The sequence below is a fragment of the Faecalicoccus sp. LCP19S3_E2 genome, from assembly GCF_052121255.1.
Classification (GTDB): Bacteria; Bacillota_I; Bacilli_A; order Erysipelotrichales; family Erysipelotrichaceae; genus Faecalicoccus.
The window spans coordinates 196166-214790 of the sequence record NZ_JBQKEP010000001.1 but is presented as its reverse complement, the minus strand read 5'-3'; the positions used below and the strand labels follow the sequence as shown (position 1 = coordinate 214790).

Below are 18625 nucleotides of genomic sequence, written 5' to 3'. Positions count from 1 at the left end.
AAAACTAAATTCATTAGAAACATAGCTTGTCTAGAGGTATAGAGGTCTATATCTCTAGTTTTTCATATGAAGGGAAGATATTTATGAGCAAATATAAGATGAAATTGTACCACTCGATGGAAAAACTGACCAAAATATACATTCTTATATTTGTAATGATCTTTATCATCATTCTTATCATCAGTATGTTTATCACACAAGTTCAAAAGAATGAGAGAGTCATACAAGATTATATAACGATCTTAGATACTATTTTTACAAGCTTTGAAGAGAATATATCGTTTCATAACCACAACAATAATTTATTAGCTTATCTTGCGCATCCGGAAAATGAAGAAAAAGTATTTCAAACGTATTATCATTATAAGTCCTCCGTTCCGATTGAATGTGAGATGTTGTTGTTTGATGATCAGGGTCATCTGATTTTTTCTTCCACCGGTGATATGCATAGTGTAAGGAAAACACCAAATTTCAATAGAGATGAATTAAAAGAAGGCGAATATATCACAAGTACGATTCGGGAAAAAGAAGAAAAGTCAAAATTAGTTTTAACGACAGGCGTTTTTCAGAATAATGTATTAAAGGGTTATGTCTCTTACTATTACGATCCCAATTCATTGAATTATGAATTGAGTTTATTGGAGGATAAAGGCTCCATTATCGATAAATTTGGCAATGTGATCGCAACAAGTACGCCGGAATATATTTCCGGATATTTAAAACGATTGGATCATGGATTAGATTCATCCGGTTATCATATCCGAAATGGTGATTTATTACGGATTCAAGTCAAAGGCTATAAAGACGGAATACAAATCGTATCCATTGTTTCTTTCCTGGATTATTTGATTTTATATCGGTCGGCGATTCTATTTATCCTATTGTTTTCCCTTGCGACTTATTTGATCAGTAAAAGAAATATTATGATGTTAGCCAAAAGCAACAGCAGCAGTATTGATAAGTTAGTGGAGCAAATGGAGATCATCAAAAAAGGAGATATCGATCATCTGGTGACCATTGATACCGATGATGAATTTCAGATGTTGTCAAAAGATATTAATAATGTTGTTGTGGCGATTGAAAAAGTAGGAAGACGGAATGGTGAATTGTATTATTTAAATAAGATCAGCGAGATGAAACGACTGGAAGCTCAGTTTAATCCGCATTTTCTCTATAATACGTTAGAAACGATTCGATCGGCAGTCCTATTTGATGCCAAAGCCGTAGATCGTTTGATCTTGAAACTAACTTCCATTCTCCGCTACAGCATGGATAATTCCATTTCACAAGTATATTTTATAGACGATTTAGAAATCATTCAGGAATATTTAGATATTCAGAATTATCGCTATAAAGATCGTTTACAAGTTACTTTTGATATTCAGGAAGAATGTGAAAATCAAATTATTCCACGTTTAATGATCGAACCACTTTTAGAAAACAGTATTAAAAACGGTTTTCGATATCACCAGACTTTGTGTATCCATGTAAAGGCTTATATCGAAGACGATAAAATGTATGTCAGCGTTCAGGATAATGGAAATGGAATCGCTCAGGATAAGCTGGAGGAAATCCGTTACAATTTAGAATCTGATCAAAACCAGATGAATCATCATGGGTTGTACAATTTAAATAGACAGTTAAGTTTGATGTATGGCATCGACAGTAAATTAAGAATTGAAAGTGTTCTTGGAGAAGGAACAACGGTAACGATCTGTATTCATCTAAAGGGGGCAAAATATCATGTATAGAGTAGTAGTCATTGAAGATGAAGAAGCAATTCGCAAGGGAATTATCATGTCCATTGATTTTTCCGCTTTGAACTGTATCTTAATCGGTGAGGCTAGTAATGGTGTAGAAGGCATAAAACTGATTCAAGAAAAGAAACCAGATATCGTAATAACCGATGTCACCATGCCTTTAATGAGTGGTATAGAAATGATTGAACAAACTCTAGAGTACAATTACACCTCGATCATCATTTCCGGTTATGATGAGTTTTCCTATGCGAAAAAGGCGATTAAATTAGGTGTATGTGATTATTTGATGAAACCTATTGATAAGGAAGAATTGAACAATGTGATTCAAAGTATCGTTTCCGGTTTTGATTTATCCAGTAAAATTAGCGGATTGTTGAAAGAAAAAAATCAGATCGAACATATTCAACTTCTAGAAACTTTAAATAAAGAAGATCATCTGGTTGATAAAATCATGGAATACATCCATCTTCATTACTCAGAAAAGATATTTTTATCCGATATAGCCGATGTTTTAAATTATAGCGAATCTTTATTATCAAAGCGATTTCGAAGAGTTACACAGATGACCTTTAATGAGTATTTAAATCGTTTCCGCATTCAAAAGTCTATTGAATATATGAAAAAAGGAACTTATGGTTTAACGGAAATTTCGGATATTTGCGGATTTAGTGACTATAAATATTTTAGTACGGTGTTTAAGAAGTACACTGGTTATACGCCGAGTCAGTTTACCAATATGATTGTATTGTAGATATAACTGAAAATTTATGAATCATAGAATAATAAAGAATGTTAAATAGATATCAGGAGATCGTGCAAGTTTCGTACACAACTTATATGATCTCTTTATTTTTTTATAGAAGCGTAAGTTTTACTGCGATTTTACCTATCTATTGCGATAAAACCAGAATTGATCGTTATACTGAATATAAACAATTTAGTAAATGTAAAGAGGTATGAATATGTATAAAACGATTGTCATAGACTATACACCAAAAGCGAATGATCTGGCACAAAAGATAGAAGAAAAGGCAAATGAGATGGCGCAAAAAGGTTATACGTTGATTACTTTTTCCATAACAGGTTCAGCTAAATCTATTTTGGTGTTTGAAACAAGTAAAACATGATGGGATATTCACAATCGAATATCAGAGAGAATGGAAGAAGAGGAAAACGAGTATGAACATCATTCTATATGGTTCTCGTTATGGAACAGCTCAAAGATATGCGGAAGAACTTTCTAAAAGAACAAATATAAATGCTGTTTCTTTTGAAAATGTTCAAGACATAAATATGTACGATAAGATCATTTATATAGGCAGTTTGTATGCAGGCAGTGTTTTAGGATTGGCTAAGACATTTAAAAAGATAAAAGATGCTTCCGGTAAAACAATTATTCTTGTCACGATTGGTTTATCAGATCCTTTAGATGATAAGAATATTCATGCTATAGAAAAGAATATGCACAATCAAATACCAAACGAAATTTTTAAGTCTATAAAAAAGATCTTTCATTTCAGAGGTGCCATTGACTATAACAAGTTAAGTTTTGGACATAAGACAATGATGAAATTGTTATATAATGCGATAAAAAACAAACCAAAGGAAGCATTAACGGCCGTCGATCGAGCCATAATAGAGACCTATAATAAAAAAGTGGACTTCACAAACTTTCAAGATCTCGAAAAAATAATTTGTGAAATGTAAGAAATAGAGCTTTTTTCTATATTTCTCATGCAACGAGAATGAATCTTGTGACATGTCATTTTATAACTCCGTTCCATAACTTATAGTTTTATCGAGAGGAAAGATCATGAACCAAAAAAAGATTGGTGATTTCTTAAGAAAATTAAGACATGAAAAAGAACTAACACAGATACAATTGGCAGATATTCTATTTGTATCCAATAAATCTATATCAAGATGGGAAAAAGGAAAAGGTTTACCGGATATTGATATTCTTATTGAGTTAGCTCGTTTTTATGGTGTGAGTCTTGAGGAATTGTTAGATGGTCAAAGAAATGAAATGACAGATAATGTGGAAAGTACAGTTTTAAAAGTTGCTGAATTAGAGAATGAAGAAAAGAAGAAAATGAAAAAAATTACGCAAATACTCGTTCTCTTTAGCATGGTGCTGATGATTATTAGTTATATTTTATCAAACTATCTGAATCAAAATGATATCATTGATTTTATTTATGGATTTTGTAATGGGGTAACTTTTGCGACATTAGCTTTAATTTTGATTGTTACAGGACGATGGGGATTAAAAATAAGAGAGTTTAAAGAGCGTATTACCAATAGAGACTAAGTTCAGAGAATACAATATAAAACGTGTAAAGAAAGAGCAAATAGCTCATCTTACACGTTTTATTTCTTCAGTATCCGATTAAAGGAACACACCTAAGTCACTAATAATTATTTTAATCTGTAATAGCAAATGTTTTTTCCAGCGCCCTCTCGTTTTAATTCTCCGGCAGCGACTAATTTCCGTAAAGCTCCTTCAATAGAGCTGATACTGAGAGAAGGGCAAAGTTCACGGATGTCCTGTTTGGTAAAACGACCGATTTTTTTCATTGTAGCCCGATGCACAGTTTCCAGTGCAGATAGTTTGGTTTCTACCAAGTCAAAGCGATCTTCAAAGTCTTTATAAGCAGAAAGAATGATTCCCAGCAAACACTTGATAAAAGGAACAATATCTTCAGTACCTTCATGCCATCCAGTCTGTACCTGACCTAGGACATCGTAATAGAGATCCTTATTTTTTGCGATTTTAGCCTCTAACGAGATATATTTACCTACATAAAAACCACAGCGATAGAGCAAAAGCGTGGTCAGAAGACGGCTCATTCTGCCATTTCCATCATTGAAAGGGTGAATACAGAGAAAGTCGTGGATGAACACAGGAATGATAATCAGTGGTTCTACTTCCATGTTTCCAATGACACGATTATACTCCTTGCAAATGCTGTCTAGTGCTTTTGGCGTTTCATAAGGGGCCAAAGGCGTGAACAAGGTTTCTACATGACCATCAGGATAGGTAGCGCTGATATAGTTCTGCACGCTTTTGGTTCTGCCTGCCATGGGATTGTTCATGTGGTTGTATAGAATCTTGTGGAGCTGCAGGATGTAATTTTGTGTGACAGGGATGGCATCAAAGTTCTCATAGATGAGGTTCAGTACATCTCGATAACCTGCAATTTCCTGCTCGTCTCGATTTCTTGGAGTTGTCTTCTCTTCTACTAATTGTCGGATACGGGTGTTTGTAGTTCTGATACCCTCAATGGCATTAGATGCTTCAGTGCTCTGTATTTTTGCAATCTCCACTAGCTTCTCCAATTCATCTGGTCTCTGCTTTAAATATAGCTCCTGTTTTCCGGCTTCTTTGTAGATTGCCGCAATCAGACCCAGAATATCTGAGTCCCACTTTTGTTCTTGAATTTTGGAATAATTAAATATACGCATTCCCTTATAATCTCCTTTATTCCCTTAAATATTAGCATAAAATAAGGGAAAATTAAATCTTTGGGAGAAAATCCCCTTATTTGTCAAGTAAATTTAAGGGATTTATGCAATTATAAGGGCAAATTACCACCTTTTTATTATAGGTTTTCATGAACAGGTGATAAAACTACCACTCTTCTTAGTTTGTCCAGTTTCTTTAGGCAGGTGCTTTCTGTGCATAATCTCTATTTTTCAAGCCGTGAGGCTGAAAGAAGCAAATAAAAACGCTGCCAACCAATAAACAATGGTTGGCAGCGATAATTTCTGGCGTCCTCGAATGGATTCGAACCATCAATCTACCGCTTAGGAGGCGATTGCATTATCCGTTATGCTACGAGGACAGAGGATGAATTGCTTTCTGATTATACCATGATATTTCATAATAAACAAAAAGCAAGTCTATAAGATCAGTTAGCCATGCGAAAGGATGATTCGTTCTTTATCGGAAGCTCTTCTTTTATCACAGAATCAATTTGAAATCGGGGTACTTGATATAAATGGTTGATCAGGTACTCTATTTTTTTGTTTGTACCCTGTACTTCACAAAGTACACTTCCATCCATTTCATTTCGAACCCATCCGGTCAATTTTAATTGAGTGGCAATCTGGTAAACTTCATAGCGAAATCCCACACCTTGCACGATGCCCTCAAAGCGAATTTTATAACGCAAAATGGTTCCATCTGCAAAAGAAGGAAGCTCTTTTCTTTGTGGGGAGTTGAATTGTTTGTGTAGTTTTTTGAAAAAGTTCATGGTTATACCTCTATTTTAATCGTAATCAATTTCATCAAAAAAAGCCAGTTGTTGTTATTTTACATTCTGTAAGTTATAAACATTTATTTTTCAATTTATAGCTTGATCATTAAGAAAACATAAAGAAAAGTTTTTCATAAAGCCGATATTTAAAGAATAATATTCATATGTCTATGAATAATGAACAATTTCTTTATAAAACCTTAATTTTACGCAGTCTTATCTTGATTCCTTTTATGAACGCGACTACAATGGATATACTGTTTGATTCGCAAGGAGATAGATATGAAAATTGCAATTGTAGGTGACGGAAAAGTTGGCTTTGCGCTAGCTTGTCAGTTGAACCAGGAAGGACACGATGTAACGATCATCGAAAATAAACAGAAGGTATTAGAAGATACAGTTAATCGGTTAGATATTATCGGTGTCTTGGGAAACGGTGCCAGTGTGGATGTTTTGGTGGAAGCCGGCGTCAAAGAGTGCGAGTTGTTGATTGCCGTAACCAGCCAGGATGAAATCAACATCATCTGTTGTATGATGGCAAAGAAGCTGGGAACGAAAAATACGATTGCACGAATTCGAAATCCGGAGTATGTCGCAGGTTTGAATATGATGAAAGAAGATCTGGGCTTGTCGATGCAGATCAATCCGGAAATGGCAGCCGCCCTGGAGATTGTTCGCTCTTTACGCTTTTCCAGTACGATCAAGGCAACCTCTTTTGCCAAAGGACGAGTAGAGCTGACGGAAATCAAGATTCGTGAAGGAAGTCCGTTGATTGGAAAAAACCTGATGGAAATCAGTTCTCGATATAAATCAAATGTTTTGTTCTGTGTCGTACAAAGAGGTTCACAGATCATCATACCGGATGGACAGACGATCATTCAGGAAAATGATAAAGTTTCATTGACGGGTTCTATGCGTGAGCTGGAACAATTCTTTAAAGAAATCAAGCTGTTAAAAGATAAAAAGGTTGAAGAAGTCATGATCGTCGGTGGGGGACGAATCAGTTTCTATCTGATACGTCTTTTACTGCATCTTGGCATTGAAGTCAAAGTTGTGGAAATGAATAAAGATGTCTGCCTGCAGCTGGTCGAGAAATTTCCATCGATTACAGTTATTCACGGCGATGGAACGGATCACGAGCTTTTACGGTCAGAAAATCTGGAGGACATGGATGGTTTTATCGCTTTAACGGATAACGATGAAGAAAATGTCATTATTTCCATGTTTGCTTCCAGCTTAGGTGTGCAAAACGTATTGCCGAAAGTGAATCGTGTATCGCTGGGCTTTTTATTAGAGAAACTTGGTTTGGAAAATGCGATCACACCTAAAAATATTACGGCCAACCAAATTTGTCAGTATGTCCGCGCTATGCAGAATAGTGTAGGTTCCAATATCGAGTCTTTGATCAAGATCGTAGATGATCAAGTAGAAGTGCTGGAATTTAGAGTGCGAAAGAACTGTAAGTTTATCGGGGTACCTTTAAAAGATCTGACCTTTAAGAAAGAAATGCTGGTGGCTTACATCACACGAAGAGGAAAACCACAAATTGCACAGGGCGATTCGTATGTAGAAATTGGCGATACATTGATCTTGATCAGTAAGATTGCCGGATTGAGGGATATCAACGATGTATTGGCTTAAACGAAAAATGAAGAAAGTCAATTGGCGCTTGATTGCCAATATGAACGGATATGTATTGATCTGTCTTGGATTGTTGATGGTATTGCCACTGATTTGTTCGTTGTTGTATAAGGAAAAAGTTGTTTATGACTTTTTGATCACGATTGCGAGTTGTCTTTTGGTTGGGTTTGCCCTATCACGGATTCGTCTGGATCGTAAAGATTATTTCGCAAGAGATGGTATGATTGCCGTAGGTCTTTGTTGGATTACCGCCAGTTTGTTTGGTTGTCTTCCTTATTTTATATCACAGGAGATTCCCAGCTTTGTAGATTGCTTCTTTGAGGCAGTTTCGGGGTTTACTACAACCGGTTCTTCTATCGTACCTTCGGTTGAAGAATTATCAAAAGGAATTCTTTTCTGGCGGAGCTTTACGCACTGGATCGGCGGTATGGGAATTCTGGTATTTATCTTAGCGTTTTTCCCGAAATCGAATGATCGATCAATGCACATCATGCGTGCCGAAGCACCCGGTCCTGTGATTGGTAAACTGGTGCCACGCATCCAACAAAGCGCTATGATCTTATATGTGATGTATATGGGGTTGACCTTGTTGTGTATCGTGTTTTTGTTGGCAGGAGGTATGCCTTTATTCGATACCCTTTGTTATACATTTGGAACAGCCGGTACCGGCGGCTTCAGTATTTCTTCTTTAGGGTTAGGTCTTTACAACAGCGTTTATTTTGAAGTCGTCATTACGGTTTTTATGTTGTTGTTTGGCATAAACTTTAACTTGTACTATTTTCTGTTTTTAAAAAACTTCAAACAGATTTTTAAAAATGAAGAATTACGCATGTATGTATTTATAGTTTTCAGCTGTATCATTTTGATTACCTTGAATATATCACATATGTATGGAGGCATTCTGGAAGGCTTACGCTATGCTTCTTTTCAAGTGGCTACGATCATTTCGACAACCGGTTATGCGACGACCGATTTCAACCTCTGGCCTATGTTCTCAAAGGGAATCTTGTTGCTGCTGATGGTATTGGGGGCCTGCGCCGGATCGACGGCTGGTGGTATTAAAGTCTCTCGTTTTGTGATCATCTTAAAAAAAATTCGTTTGGATATTCAACGACTGGTGCATCCGCAAAAGGTGGAAGCGATCACGATGGATGGCAAAGTCGTCGATGATAGTGTAGTATCGCAGATCATGGCTTATTTTGGCTGCTTTATGTTGATCTTGTTTTCCTGTATCTTCTTAGTTTCTTTAGATAATCTGGATTTTGAGACAACAGTCAGCTCGGTCTTTACCTGTATCGGTAATGTTGGGCCGGCCTTCGGTTTGGCAGGGCCGATGGGAAATTTTGCCATGTATTCGGATTTTTCCAAATTAGTATTAAGTTTCGCCATGCTGGTAGGACGATTGGAAATCTATCCGATTTTGATTTTCTTGTTTCCGTTGTTTAAATTACCGGATATGTGCCGCCGAAAAAAATTCAATAAAATGGACTAAAAGACGGGGAAACTCGTCTTTTTTGGTATAATGATAGAGCTATATGATTCTTGAGGGGACAAGGATCAAAAGGGGGATATAGAATGGCTATTTATGTATGCAGTGATATTCACGGCTTGCGTGAAAAATACGATGCTTTATTGGAAAATATAGATTTAGATCAAGATACTTTGATCATCTTAGGCGATGTGATCGATCGAGGGCCTGATGGATATTCTATCTTAAAAGATGTGCTTCAAAGAGAGAATGTGCATCTTTTGATGGGCAATCATGAATATATGATGTTAGAGCTGTTAGAGGAGTATCATGGCAAGATTCCTAATGATATCCATGTATTAAACTGGATTCTAAATGGTGGAGCACCGACTATGGCGGCTTACAATAAGGCCGATGTACAGGAACAAAGCTTCATCCTACACTCTCTACAAAAGCTTCCTTTTGCTTATACGAATTTCAAAGTAAATGAGCGTACATTTTATTTGTGTCATACGGCACCTGGAAAGGCCAAACGAAAGAATATCTTATATCGAGATGACATCATAGATCCTTTACATTTTGTATGGGATCGCATGGACCCGAATGGGCCTTTTTTTCGCAATAAGACGATCATCGCCGGTCATACCATTGTGTTAAACTATCATCCAGACCTGCAGGTGTATTCAGATACCGGCGATTTAAAAACGGCGCATTATATCGATATCGATTGTGGTTGTGCCATGCAGGACGAAAGAAGCAAGTTAGCTTGTTTATGCTTAGATACGATGGAAGTTTGTTATTATTAGTTTGTGCCATAAATAATGACTAAATATATGCTAGTTTGAAACCAGAGGTGATGGAGATGCTTATAAGTATCGATAAAAAGGAAACGGGGAAACAGATCCGACGTATCATGGAAGAAACAGGATATACCTGTAAAGATATTCAAAATTATTTATCTTTAAGCTGTGTACAGACCGTATATCGATGGTTGGATGGAACCAACTTGCCGACATTGGATAATTTGTATGCTTTATCCAAATTGATGGGAAAGCCATTGGATGCTTTTGTGGTTGGTGTGTATGCACCGGATTATCCATCGATTCATATCAAAGAGAAACAGATTCAATTTTATTACGCATAAGAAAAACCAAGGGTCGCCTTGGTTTTTTAGTGTAAATCTTTGATTTTGATATAACCGACACTGCTGCGATACGATGCGCTTACATCGATTTTCTGATCGGATACCGGTGCTTCACTGGCAATGGTGTACCAGTCATCCTCTTGTTTTTCAATGACAAAGCTGGCAATTTCCTTTGCCGGGATAGTGTACAAGATGGAACTTTCTTTTTTATCGGCATACACAGGAATATCGTTTTGCACAAATTGCGTTTGGATGGTTATGCTTTTTTGATCCTTTTGATGGCTTCTTGTATCTAACTGATAATAAAAATGAGCTGCTTTTTCACCCCAGTATGGATCACTGGCATATTGCACATTGATGCCGCTTGCCTTATTGCCAAACCAGGAGCCATGATAACGACTGTCATCAGGATTGGCATATCCATTCTGAATAAATCCATAGGCATGTTGATAGATACAGTCTTCTAAAGATTTGTAGGTTGTGGCACTGTCCGGATTTTCATCATAAGCCGCATGACCAAACAGATTATAGTTGGTCAAGGCATATTCACTTTGACCATAACCACTTTCATTTAAGGCTACCGCAAACATCATGGAAGCATTGACACCAGTCTGATTTTGTACATCGATAAAAGTCGATCCTAAATCATAAAGAACGCTTTCATTATCGGCACAAGGATAGGAGGTGGCTGTTTGCGTGATACCCATTTCTTCTAAATAAGCGTTATAGTTGGCGTTTGTCAGTTGTGTATTTGAACGATGCGGTATATATTGATAGAAATTAAAGTAAACATCTTCGTTTACGGCATTATCATGGTCCTGGTCCAGAATATCTTCCCGCATGGCTGAAAGATCGGTATAGAAGTAGTTTCCATCATACGAATAATAAGTAGTATCTTCTTTCATAAAATCCGGTGCCGGGCCAATCGACAATGGATTTACAACACCCTGAAGAAGATTGGCGGATATTGTATGAATCAAAGAATCATTTTGCACCGTATAGTGCGATAGGTAAAGCGAATCATCCAATAAGTAAAGCTGTATGTCTTCTACCGATACCCATCCCTTTACGCCGCTGATCTGCATTAACACCTGTGTTCCATCCATAGAAGTATCCAGATACAAGGCATCCGCACCATAGCTGCCATTGGTATAGCCTTGTTCATCGGTGCCATCTATCGTATATAAAGTATTTTCATTAACACTTTTCGTATTTAAATTGACGATTCCTTTTGATAACGCAACGACTTTTCCATCTTCTCGTTGAATATAGGCATCCTGTGCATCCAGACTGTTCATTTTAAGCTGGGCAAACCAAAAGTGTTTGTACACACCTTCCTCCAAAGTTCCATTTTCATTGACAGAAATAACAGTAAAAACACCATTTTCAGTAAGCTTTAATGCCAGAAATCCAAGAGCTATTATAAGTACAAATCCCATAAGGAATAACCGCAGCTTGTGTACTTTTCTTTTTCTTCGTCTTTTGTTTGTATAGGTTCTTCTTTTTCGTGCCATAGTAACAGTGTATCATAAGCATATTAAACTGTCATTTCATGGGGTTCTATGTTACACTGAATGGGTTGAAAGGATGTTGGAAATATGGCAAAAATGGAAGAAAGATTAGATTCGATCGTCAAGCGATATAATGAGATCAATGAAGAAATGATGAAATCGGATGTCGTATCCGATCGAAAGACTATGGCCAAGCTGGGCCGTGAACAAAACGAACTGACACCCATTGTAGAAACATATCAGGAATATAAACAGGCAAAGAGCGAATATGCAGATGCCCAAGAACTGTCTAAGGAAGAAGATAAAGAGTTAAGAGAATTGGGACAGGCCGAGATTGAAAGACTGGAGCCTTTGATGCAGGAATATTTGGATAAATTGGAATTGTTGCTGGTGCCAAAAGATCCAAACGATTCTCATAACTGTATCCTTGAAATACGAGGAGCTGCCGGCGGCGATGAAGGAAATATCTTTGCGGGTGATTTATTCCGTATGTATTCAAAATATTGTGAATCCAAAGGTTGGAAGATCGAAGTCATTGAAGCAGAAGACAGTGAAGCCGGAGGGTATTCATTGATTTCCTTTAAGGTTAATGGCGACGGTGCTTACGGAACGCTAAAATTCGAATCCGGATCCCATCGTGTACAACGTGTACCAAAGACAGAAGCACAGGGGCGTATCCATACCTCAACAGCTACAGTATTGTGTATGCCGGAAATCGAAGAGGAAGATTTTGACATTGATATGAATGATCTGGAAATCGAAACGATGCGTGCTTCCGGTGCCGGAGGACAGCATATCAATAAGACAGATAGTGCTGTACGTATCATTCATAAGCCGACAGGAATTATCGTAAAATGTCAGGATGGACGTTCGCAACATGAAAACCGTGCCACGGCTCTGATGACGATCCGTGCCCGTGTTTATGAAGAACACCAGAGAGAATTGGATGAGAAAAACGATGCGGAACGTCGTACCAAGATTGGTACCGGAGATCGTGCCGAAAAAATTCGTACCTATAACTATCCGCAAAATCGTGTGACTGATCATCGTATCGGTTATACTGTCAACCAGCTGGATCGTATCATGGATGGTCGTTTGGATGATTTGATGAATGCTTTACAGTTGGCCGATCAACAGGCTAAGCTGGCAGGAGAAAAGAGCTAATGCGTTATCGCGATTATATCCATGAAGGAAAAGAGCGATTGTATAAAGCCGGGCAGGGCGAACAGGCAGCACAACTTTTTATGGTAGAGCTATGCCGACAAAAGGGTATCAACCTCTATATGGACATGGATGAAGAAATCGACGATGAAATTCGTGTTGATTATCTGGAAGGCATCCATGACATGGAAAAAGGGAAACCATTAAGCTATGTACTAGGCTATGAATCCTTTTATGGTTACGATTTTATCGTAAATGAAGATGTTTTGATTCCTCGTCCGGAAACAGAAGAATTGGTTGGTTTAGTGCTGAGTTTATATGATGAACATTTTGGAAACAGAGAACATGTCAATGTGTTTGATGTGGCCACAGGTTCCGGAGCGATAGGAATCACATTAAATCTGGAAGAACCTAAACTTGATGTGATTGCCAGTGATATTTCAGAAAAGGCGGTGCAGGTTGCCTTAAAGAACAATGAAAAATTAGGTGCGCATGTGAATTTTATTATTGGGAATATGTTAGATCCTTTTATAGATAGAAATCTGCATTGTGATATTTGTGTGTGCAATCCACCCTATATTCCTTCGGATGAAAAAATGGAACATAGTGTTGTCGATTATGAACCACATGTAGCCTTGTTTGGAGGCGAAGATGGTTTAAAGTTTTACCGGGATGTTTTTGAGAAGGCCCATTTTGTACTAAAGGAGAAAGCTTTTTTAGCCTTCGAAATGGGATATGATCAAAGAGAAGCTTTAAGTGCTTTAGCTAAAGAGTATTTTCCGCAGGCTAAAATTTGTGTTCACAAAGATATGTCCGGAAAAGACAGAATGTTAACGATTGAAATTGGATTCTAAAACATATTTTACTTGTATGTATTGGAGCAAGTGTTATAATAAACATGGAAAAAGACAGGTCAACAAGAAGTCCTGGATTTGATAGTATATAGGAAGACTACCTAAGTTTCCGAGGCCCAGGTAGTCTTTTTATATGTCATTTACTTCGAATCATTTCAATCAGAAGTATCACGACTATATGAAGCATCATTAACATTATATACAATGTTTCAAATGATGTCATAGCGCTCACCTCCTTATAGGCCGTTAAAACAGGCCATCTATGTTAACGAGGTTTAACGCTCCCCGGTCTAACGACCAGGACTACCTGTGTTGATCTGTCCAGATTTATTTTAACATAAATCCTATACAACAACTATGAATTCAAAATTCAACTTTTTCCATTATTCTGAGGGATTATTTTCACTAAAATCAGTGAACACATCTAAACTTTTATCTTCTTTTTGTGCAATTTCATCTAATACAAATGTGTCTTTGTTTCGCAAAAAACGCCAATATTCAATAAATTCGCTGGGTTTGGTGGAACCTTCTTTTATCTCTCTTGTCTCCATATCCACTGTATAATCAATCATCTTTCCTTTAATATAAACCCAAAAACTATCTTTTTCATTTTCTTGAAAGTCGTGCACACTGACGATTTTGTGATCAAGTAATTGAATGTTTTTCAAAACGTTTTCTTCATGTCGAAGATCCATGAAATTTAATTTGATCAGCCATCGATCATATAGTGGAGGACTTAAATATTTCTGAAGCGTAGAAAGATCTTTTTTGCTCCAGGCTTTTTGTACGGAATAATAAGTCTCCTCTATGCGTTGATCTAGTTGATCTTGATTCCAGGATTGATCCAGATCATCGATCTTATTTAATAAGTTTTGCGATTTTCTCTTTTTCTTATAGAGATTTATCGAAAAGATGATACCGCCTGCTCCGGCAACCAGGCAAAATACTCCGGTTTGAATGACACTAGCCAAAGGGGAATAGGGGCCGGGCGATCTTTGTGAAGTCGATGAATGACCGGAAGAACCGCTTCCGCCTCCACCGCTGCTTCCGCCACCGCCACCTCCGGCACGTGCATATACGGGGGTTGGCAAAATGAAACAAAACAATAATAGAAAGATACACAGATTTCTTTTCTTCATAGAATTACACTTTCTATATGAATGCATAAGCATTGTTATGTATATTGTACGCAATTTTAGAGAAATGAGGTATTACTTTTGAATGATCGTTGAAAAAGTGTATAATGATTCAGTAAAACAAATAGGAAGTGATAGTGTGATTAGTAAAAATATGCCTTGCTGGTGTGGGTCCGGCAAAAAGTATAAACATTGCCATCAGGAATGGGATGACAATATCAATGTTTTAAAATTACAGGGGAAAATTGTACCTGGTCATGACTTGATCAAAAATGAGGAAGATATCAAGTGGATCAAAAAAGCGGCTAAGATCAATAATGAAATCTTGGATATGGTTGGTGAAAAGATCCATGCCGGTATGTCCACAGAAGAAATTGATCAGTTAGTCTATGATTATACGGTGAGTCATGGGGCCATTCCGGCCTGCTTGGATTATATGGGATTTCCGAAAAGCTGTTGTACATCCGTAAACAACGAAATCTGCCATGGTATTCCGGATAAAAATGTAATTTTAAAAGAAGGCGATATCGTCAATGTGGATTGCACAACGATCGTACATCGTCATTATGCCGATGCCAGTCGTATGTTTTGTATTGGGAAGGTTAGTGATGAGGCTAAACGATTGGTTGATGTGACAAAAGAGTGTTTACAAATCGGTATTGAAGCGGTACGGCCATGGGGTTATTTCGGTGATATCGGTGCTGCCATTCAAGAACATGCTCATAAAAACGGATACAGTGTGGTCACTGATTTCTGCGGTCACGGTGTAGGAAATGCCTTCCATGAGGATCCTTATGTGCATCATGTAGGAATCAAGAATACAGGCATGGTCATAGCGCCGGGCATGGTCTTTACGATCGAACCGATGATCAATCAAGGTGTCAGTACATTATATATCGATAAACAAAACGGATGGACAGCTTACACCAGTGATGGAAAGCTTTCTGCACAATGGGAACATACCATTTATGTAACAGAAAAAGGAGTGGAGATTCTAGCTTATTAGAATCTCTTTTTTAATTTATGTTGGTAAAACTATCGTATATAATTATTGTAACGGATAGGCTTGTTTTCACTTGATATTTATCATACAGATACGATTATTTAGGAATTCCATAAAGAGGTGATACTTATGTTGTTTGTGGCGGTTGTGATTTTGGCAATTTTAATCTTATTCATTCTTTGGCTGTGGTTATCATCGATCCGTGATGAGATTCGTAAAACAAATCAATTATTGGAAGCTTTACTTCAGGAAAGTAAGAAAACGAGTTAGTTTTCTTGTTTCTGAAGGAGGAATCTGCCATGGTTATAGAATAGCCTATCCATGGATCTTATTAGGATTGTTTGTGGCAATCTCCTGTGTATTTTTTCTGATAAAAGAAGGATTAAATCGTGATGTTTTTTGCCCGGTACTGTTTTCAGATGCCGGGCTTTTATAAAGCCGAGAAGTTCACATAGAACTCTTTTGAGAAGATCAAAAATACCTGTTATAATAAGAACTCGACAAGGAGAAAATATGGAACAAACAATTATTGAACAAATCGCTAAGGAACATCACCTGCAACCGGAACAAATCTATAATACATTGGAATTATTGGAAGAAGGCAGTACCGTTCCTTTTATTGCCCGTTATCGAAAAGAAAGAACAAAAGGACTGGATGAAGAACAAATTCGTGTGATTCAGGAACAGTATGAATATCAAGTGCATCTTCAAAAACGAAAGGAAGAGGTTTTGGAACGTATTGAAACCTTAGGTAAGTTGGATGATACGATCAAAAGCAGCGTTCTTTCCTGTACCAAACTGGCAGAAGTCGAGGAATTGTATCGCCCTTATAAACAGAAAAAGAAAACAAGAGCCGGTATTGCCATAGAAAATGGAATGCAGCCACTGGCTGATCTGCTTTTACGCTTTCCTCGTTCTTTTGATGAAGCTGGCGCAAGTCAATTCTTAAATGAAAAAGTGGTCGATGTAAAGGATGCCATACAACAGGCAAAAGATATCATTGCGGAAAAGATCAGTGAAGATCAAAAGATACGAAATAAGATTTATGACTCCATGGTACAATATGGAAGAATTCAAACGAGTGCCAGGAAGAATCATAACGATGAAACAAAAGTGTATCGCATGTATTATGATTATTCAGAAAAAGTATCAACCTTGGCGGCACATCGAATCATGGCTATCGATAGAGCCGAAGATCAAAAGGTTATTTCCGTTTCGATTGTATTTAATGAAGAATATATAGAAAACTGGGTATGTAAAAGAGTGATTCGATATCCTTCATCACCAACTGCCGTTTATGTGCAGGAAGCTGTGTTGGATGGCTTAACGCGTTTGGTCTATCCTTCGATAGAACGCCTGGTACGCTCGGAACTGACACAAAAAGCACAGGAAAGCAGCATGGATGTCTTTTCTATGAACCTGGAAAAACTCTTATTACAGCCACCTATGAAGGATAAGATCATCCTAGGATTTGACCCGGCTTTTCGAACGGGATGTAAATTAGCGGTGATCGATGCATCGGGAAAGAAGTTATATGTCGATGTGATCTATCCTCATCAACCTAATGCTCGCATACCGGAGGCAAAGAAAAAATTGGTGCAGCTATGTAAGGGCTATCATGTCGATCTGATTGCGATTGGCAATGGTACAGCCAGTCGTGAGAGTGAAGCCTTTGTGGCAGAAGTAATCAAAGAATATGATCTTTCGGTAGCTTATACGATCGTCTCGGAAGCGGGTGCCAGTGTATATAGTGCCAGTAAGCTGGCCATTGAAGAATTTCCGGATTTAAAAGTCGAACAACGAAGTGCCATATCGATTGCGAGAAGATTGTTGGATCCTTTATCAGAATTGATCAAAATCGATCCACAATCGATTGGGGTTGGTCAATACCAGCACGATCTTCCTAAGAAAAGACTAGGGGAACGCCTTTCCTTTGTCGTGGAGAAGGCTGTTAATCTTGTCGGAGTCAATATCAATACTGCCAGTCCGGTATTATTGACAAATGTATCAGGACTCACAACATCCATGGCTAACAGTATTGTTTCTTACCGTCAGGAGCATGGCAAAATCACATCCAGAGAAGAAATTAAAAAGATTCCCAAGATCGGTGCAAAATCGTTTGAACAGGCAGCCGGCTTTCTTCGCATTGAAGATGGTATCGAACCACTGGATCGCACGGGCATTCATCCGGAGTCTTATGAGATAGCTCGTCAGGTGCTGCAAATTTTAGATTTGCACCCAGAGGATATGGGCACAGACAAGGCCAAAAAAGCATTGGAACAAACATCCCTTCAAAAGATACAAGATCAGGTTTTGTGTGATACTTATACCTTAAAAGACATTTTAGATGCGATCAGCACACCTTTACGCGATTATCGCGATCAAAATGATGCGCCTTTATTACGTAAAGATATTCTTACCATGGAAGATTTGCATGTGCATGATCAACTGGAAGGAACTGTTCGAAATGTTGTGGATTTTGGTGCTTTTGTCGATATCGGCTTACATGAAGATGGACTGATCCATATTTCACAGATGTCAAAGAAGAGGATCCATCATCCTAGTGAACTTCTTTCCGTTGGTGATGTGATCACGGTTTGGGTATATAAGATCGATGAAGAAAAACAGAAAGTGCAGCTAACGCTGATTCCTTAATTGTATCTATGAAAAAACCAGAAGATTCTTCTG

Annotated in this window: 18 protein-coding genes and 1 tRNA gene; 14 read left to right on the top strand and 5 right to left on the bottom strand. The window is 37.6% G+C overall.

Going from position 1 to position 18625, the window contains the following annotated elements:
• Positions 1 to 83: 83 nt before the first annotated feature.
• The 5 genes from ACTQX6_RS01130 (at position 84) to ACTQX6_RS01110 (ending at position 4071) form a co-directional block, all read left to right on the top strand.
• A complete protein-coding gene (locus tag ACTQX6_RS01130; protein ID WP_320802032.1) occupies positions 84 to 1751 on the top strand; it encodes a sensor histidine kinase in 1668 nt (555 codons plus the stop codon).
• Entirely contained in the window at positions 1744 to 2511 is a 768-nt protein-coding gene (locus ACTQX6_RS01125; RefSeq protein WP_272007848.1) for a response regulator transcription factor, read from the top strand. The genes ACTQX6_RS01130 and ACTQX6_RS01125 overlap by 8 nt, the downstream gene beginning before the upstream one ends.
• A gap of 211 nt (positions 2512 to 2722) precedes the next feature.
• Positions 2723 to 2887 carry a hypothetical protein gene (locus ACTQX6_RS01120; protein ID WP_168965357.1) on the top strand — a complete coding sequence of 55 codons (165 nt, stop codon included), beginning with the start codon at positions 2723 to 2725 and terminating at the stop codon, positions 2885 to 2887.
• A gap of 52 nt (positions 2888 to 2939) precedes the next feature.
• Positions 2940 to 3467: a flavodoxin domain-containing protein gene (locus ACTQX6_RS01115; RefSeq protein WP_294687073.1), complete on the top strand. Its 528-nt coding sequence runs from the start codon at positions 2940 to 2942 to the stop codon at positions 3465 to 3467.
• A gap of 106 nt (positions 3468 to 3573) precedes the next feature.
• Positions 3574 to 4071, top strand: coding sequence for a helix-turn-helix domain-containing protein (locus ACTQX6_RS01110; RefSeq protein WP_117447159.1), 498 nt, complete (start codon positions 3574 to 3576; stop codon positions 4069 to 4071).
• 107 nt (positions 4072 to 4178) lie between these two features.
• Here ACTQX6_RS01110 and ACTQX6_RS01105 read toward each other — a convergent pair whose 3' ends face one another.
• The 3 genes from ACTQX6_RS01105 to ACTQX6_RS01095 all read right to left on the bottom strand — a co-directional run bounded on the left by ACTQX6_RS01105 (position 4179) and on the right by ACTQX6_RS01095 (position 6016).
• Positions 4179 to 5225, bottom strand: coding sequence for a Fic family protein (locus ACTQX6_RS01105; protein WP_294687071.1), 1047 nt, complete (start codon positions 5223 to 5225; stop codon positions 4179 to 4181).
• Between the two features lie 304 nt (positions 5226 to 5529).
• A tRNA-Arg gene (locus ACTQX6_RS01100) sits at positions 5530 to 5605 on the bottom strand.
• A 66-nt stretch (positions 5606 to 5671) separates the two neighbouring features.
• Positions 5672 to 6016: an acylphosphatase gene (locus ACTQX6_RS01095; protein ID WP_294687070.1), complete on the bottom strand. Its 345-nt coding sequence runs from the start codon at positions 6014 to 6016 to the stop codon at positions 5672 to 5674.
• A gap of 285 nt (positions 6017 to 6301) precedes the next feature.
• On the opposite strand from ACTQX6_RS01095, the gene trkA reads away from it, so the two are divergent.
• The 4 genes from trkA (at position 6302) to ACTQX6_RS01075 (ending at position 10272) form a co-directional block, all read left to right on the top strand.
• Positions 6302 to 7660: a Trk system potassium transporter TrkA gene (gene trkA / locus ACTQX6_RS01090; protein WP_294687069.1), complete on the top strand. Its 1359-nt coding sequence runs from the start codon at positions 6302 to 6304 to the stop codon at positions 7658 to 7660.
• A 7-nt stretch (positions 7661 to 7667) separates the two neighbouring features.
• Positions 7668 to 9152, top strand: a complete 1485-nt coding sequence (locus tag ACTQX6_RS01085) for a TrkH family potassium uptake protein (protein WP_300398886.1) — start codon at positions 7668 to 7670, stop codon at positions 9150 to 9152.
• Positions 9153 to 9235: 83 nt separating this feature from the next.
• Positions 9236 to 9934, top strand: coding sequence for a metallophosphoesterase (locus ACTQX6_RS01080; RefSeq protein ID WP_320863136.1), 699 nt, complete (start codon positions 9236 to 9238; stop codon positions 9932 to 9934).
• Between the two features lie 56 nt (positions 9935 to 9990).
• On the top strand, positions 9991 to 10272 hold the full coding sequence (locus ACTQX6_RS01075; protein ID WP_117445447.1) for a helix-turn-helix domain-containing protein: 282 nt from the start codon (positions 9991 to 9993) through the stop codon (positions 10270 to 10272).
• A 26-nt stretch (positions 10273 to 10298) separates the two neighbouring features.
• Here ACTQX6_RS01075 and ACTQX6_RS01070 read toward each other — a convergent pair whose 3' ends face one another.
• The gene (locus ACTQX6_RS01070) at positions 10299 to 11786 is read right to left on the bottom strand and encodes a glucosaminidase domain-containing protein (protein WP_320863137.1); all 1488 of its coding nucleotides are present in this window, start codon (positions 11784 to 11786) and stop codon (positions 10299 to 10301) included.
• Positions 11787 to 11870: 84 nt separating this feature from the next.
• On the opposite strand from ACTQX6_RS01070, the gene prfA reads away from it, so the two are divergent.
• Positions 11871 to 12947 carry a peptide chain release factor 1 gene (gene prfA, locus ACTQX6_RS01065; protein ID WP_117445449.1) on the top strand — a complete coding sequence of 359 codons (1077 nt, stop codon included), beginning with the start codon at positions 11871 to 11873 and terminating at the stop codon, positions 12945 to 12947.
• On the top strand, positions 12947 to 13798 hold the full coding sequence (prmC, locus tag ACTQX6_RS01060; protein ID WP_320802381.1) for a peptide chain release factor N(5)-glutamine methyltransferase: 852 nt from the start codon (positions 12947 to 12949) through the stop codon (positions 13796 to 13798). Before prfA ends, prmC begins: the two co-directional genes overlap by 1 nt.
• Positions 13799 to 14181: 383 nt before the next feature.
• Here the strand turns inward: prmC and ACTQX6_RS01055 are convergent, their stop codons facing one another.
• Positions 14182 to 14889 (bottom strand): Tim44 domain-containing protein, encoded by a 708-nt coding sequence (locus ACTQX6_RS01055; protein WP_320863138.1) that lies wholly within the window; start codon positions 14887 to 14889, stop codon positions 14182 to 14184.
• Positions 14890 to 15088: 199 nt separating this feature from the next.
• On the opposite strand from ACTQX6_RS01055, the gene map reads away from it, so the two are divergent.
• The 3 genes from map (at position 15089) to ACTQX6_RS01040 (ending at position 18592) form a co-directional block, all read left to right on the top strand.
• A complete protein-coding gene (gene map / locus ACTQX6_RS01050) occupies positions 15089 to 15940 on the top strand; it encodes a type I methionyl aminopeptidase (protein WP_272013720.1) in 852 nt (283 codons plus the stop codon).
• Between the two features lie 126 nt (positions 15941 to 16066).
• Entirely contained in the window at positions 16067 to 16207 is a 141-nt protein-coding gene (locus ACTQX6_RS01045) for a hypothetical protein (RefSeq protein WP_168964677.1), read from the top strand.
• 243 nt (positions 16208 to 16450) lie between these two features.
• Positions 16451 to 18592 carry a Tex family protein gene (locus ACTQX6_RS01040; protein WP_441657217.1) on the top strand — a complete coding sequence of 714 codons (2142 nt, stop codon included), beginning with the start codon at positions 16451 to 16453 and terminating at the stop codon, positions 18590 to 18592.
• Positions 18593 to 18625 lie beyond the last annotated feature (33 nt).

Excerpts from the sequence above, each read along its gene's own strand:
- prfA (WP_117445449.1), top strand. The coding sequence starts at position 11,871 with ATGGCAAAAATGGAAGAAAGATTAGATTCGATCGTCAAGCGATATAAT.
- ACTQX6_RS01095 (WP_294687070.1), bottom strand. The coding sequence starts at position 6,016 with ATGAACTTTTTCAAAAAACTACACAAACAATTCAACTCCCCACAAAGA.
- ACTQX6_RS01120 (WP_168965357.1), top strand. The coding sequence starts at position 2,723 with ATGTATAAAACGATTGTCATAGACTATACACCAAAAGCGAATGATCTG.
- ACTQX6_RS01085 (WP_300398886.1), top strand. The coding sequence starts at position 7,668 with ATGAAGAAAGTCAATTGGCGCTTGATTGCCAATATGAACGGATATGTA.
- ACTQX6_RS01075 (WP_117445447.1), top strand. The coding sequence starts at position 9,991 with ATGCTTATAAGTATCGATAAAAAGGAAACGGGGAAACAGATCCGACGT.
- ACTQX6_RS01125 (WP_272007848.1), top strand. The coding sequence starts at position 1,744 with ATGTATAGAGTAGTAGTCATTGAAGATGAAGAAGCAATTCGCAAGGGA.
- prmC (WP_320802381.1), top strand. The coding sequence starts at position 12,947 with ATGCGTTATCGCGATTATATCCATGAAGGAAAAGAGCGATTGTATAAA.
- ACTQX6_RS01040 (WP_441657217.1), top strand. The coding sequence starts at position 16,451 with ATGGAACAAACAATTATTGAACAAATCGCTAAGGAACATCACCTGCAA.
- ACTQX6_RS01110 (WP_117447159.1), top strand. The coding sequence starts at position 3,574 with ATGAACCAAAAAAAGATTGGTGATTTCTTAAGAAAATTAAGACATGAA.
- ACTQX6_RS01130 (WP_320802032.1), top strand. The coding sequence starts at position 84 with ATGAGCAAATATAAGATGAAATTGTACCACTCGATGGAAAAACTGACC.
- ACTQX6_RS01070 (WP_320863137.1), bottom strand. The coding sequence starts at position 11,786 with ATGGCACGAAAAAGAAGAACCTATACAAACAAAAGACGAAGAAAAAGA.
- ACTQX6_RS01045 (WP_168964677.1), top strand. The coding sequence starts at position 16,067 with ATGTTGTTTGTGGCGGTTGTGATTTTGGCAATTTTAATCTTATTCATT.
- ACTQX6_RS01115 (WP_294687073.1), top strand. The coding sequence starts at position 2,940 with ATGAACATCATTCTATATGGTTCTCGTTATGGAACAGCTCAAAGATAT.
- map (WP_272013720.1), top strand. The coding sequence starts at position 15,089 with ATGCCTTGCTGGTGTGGGTCCGGCAAAAAGTATAAACATTGCCATCAG.
- ACTQX6_RS01080 (WP_320863136.1), top strand. The coding sequence starts at position 9,236 with ATGGCTATTTATGTATGCAGTGATATTCACGGCTTGCGTGAAAAATAC.
- trkA (WP_294687069.1), top strand. The coding sequence starts at position 6,302 with ATGAAAATTGCAATTGTAGGTGACGGAAAAGTTGGCTTTGCGCTAGCT.
- ACTQX6_RS01105 (WP_294687071.1), bottom strand. The coding sequence starts at position 5,225 with ATGCGTATATTTAATTATTCCAAAATTCAAGAACAAAAGTGGGACTCA.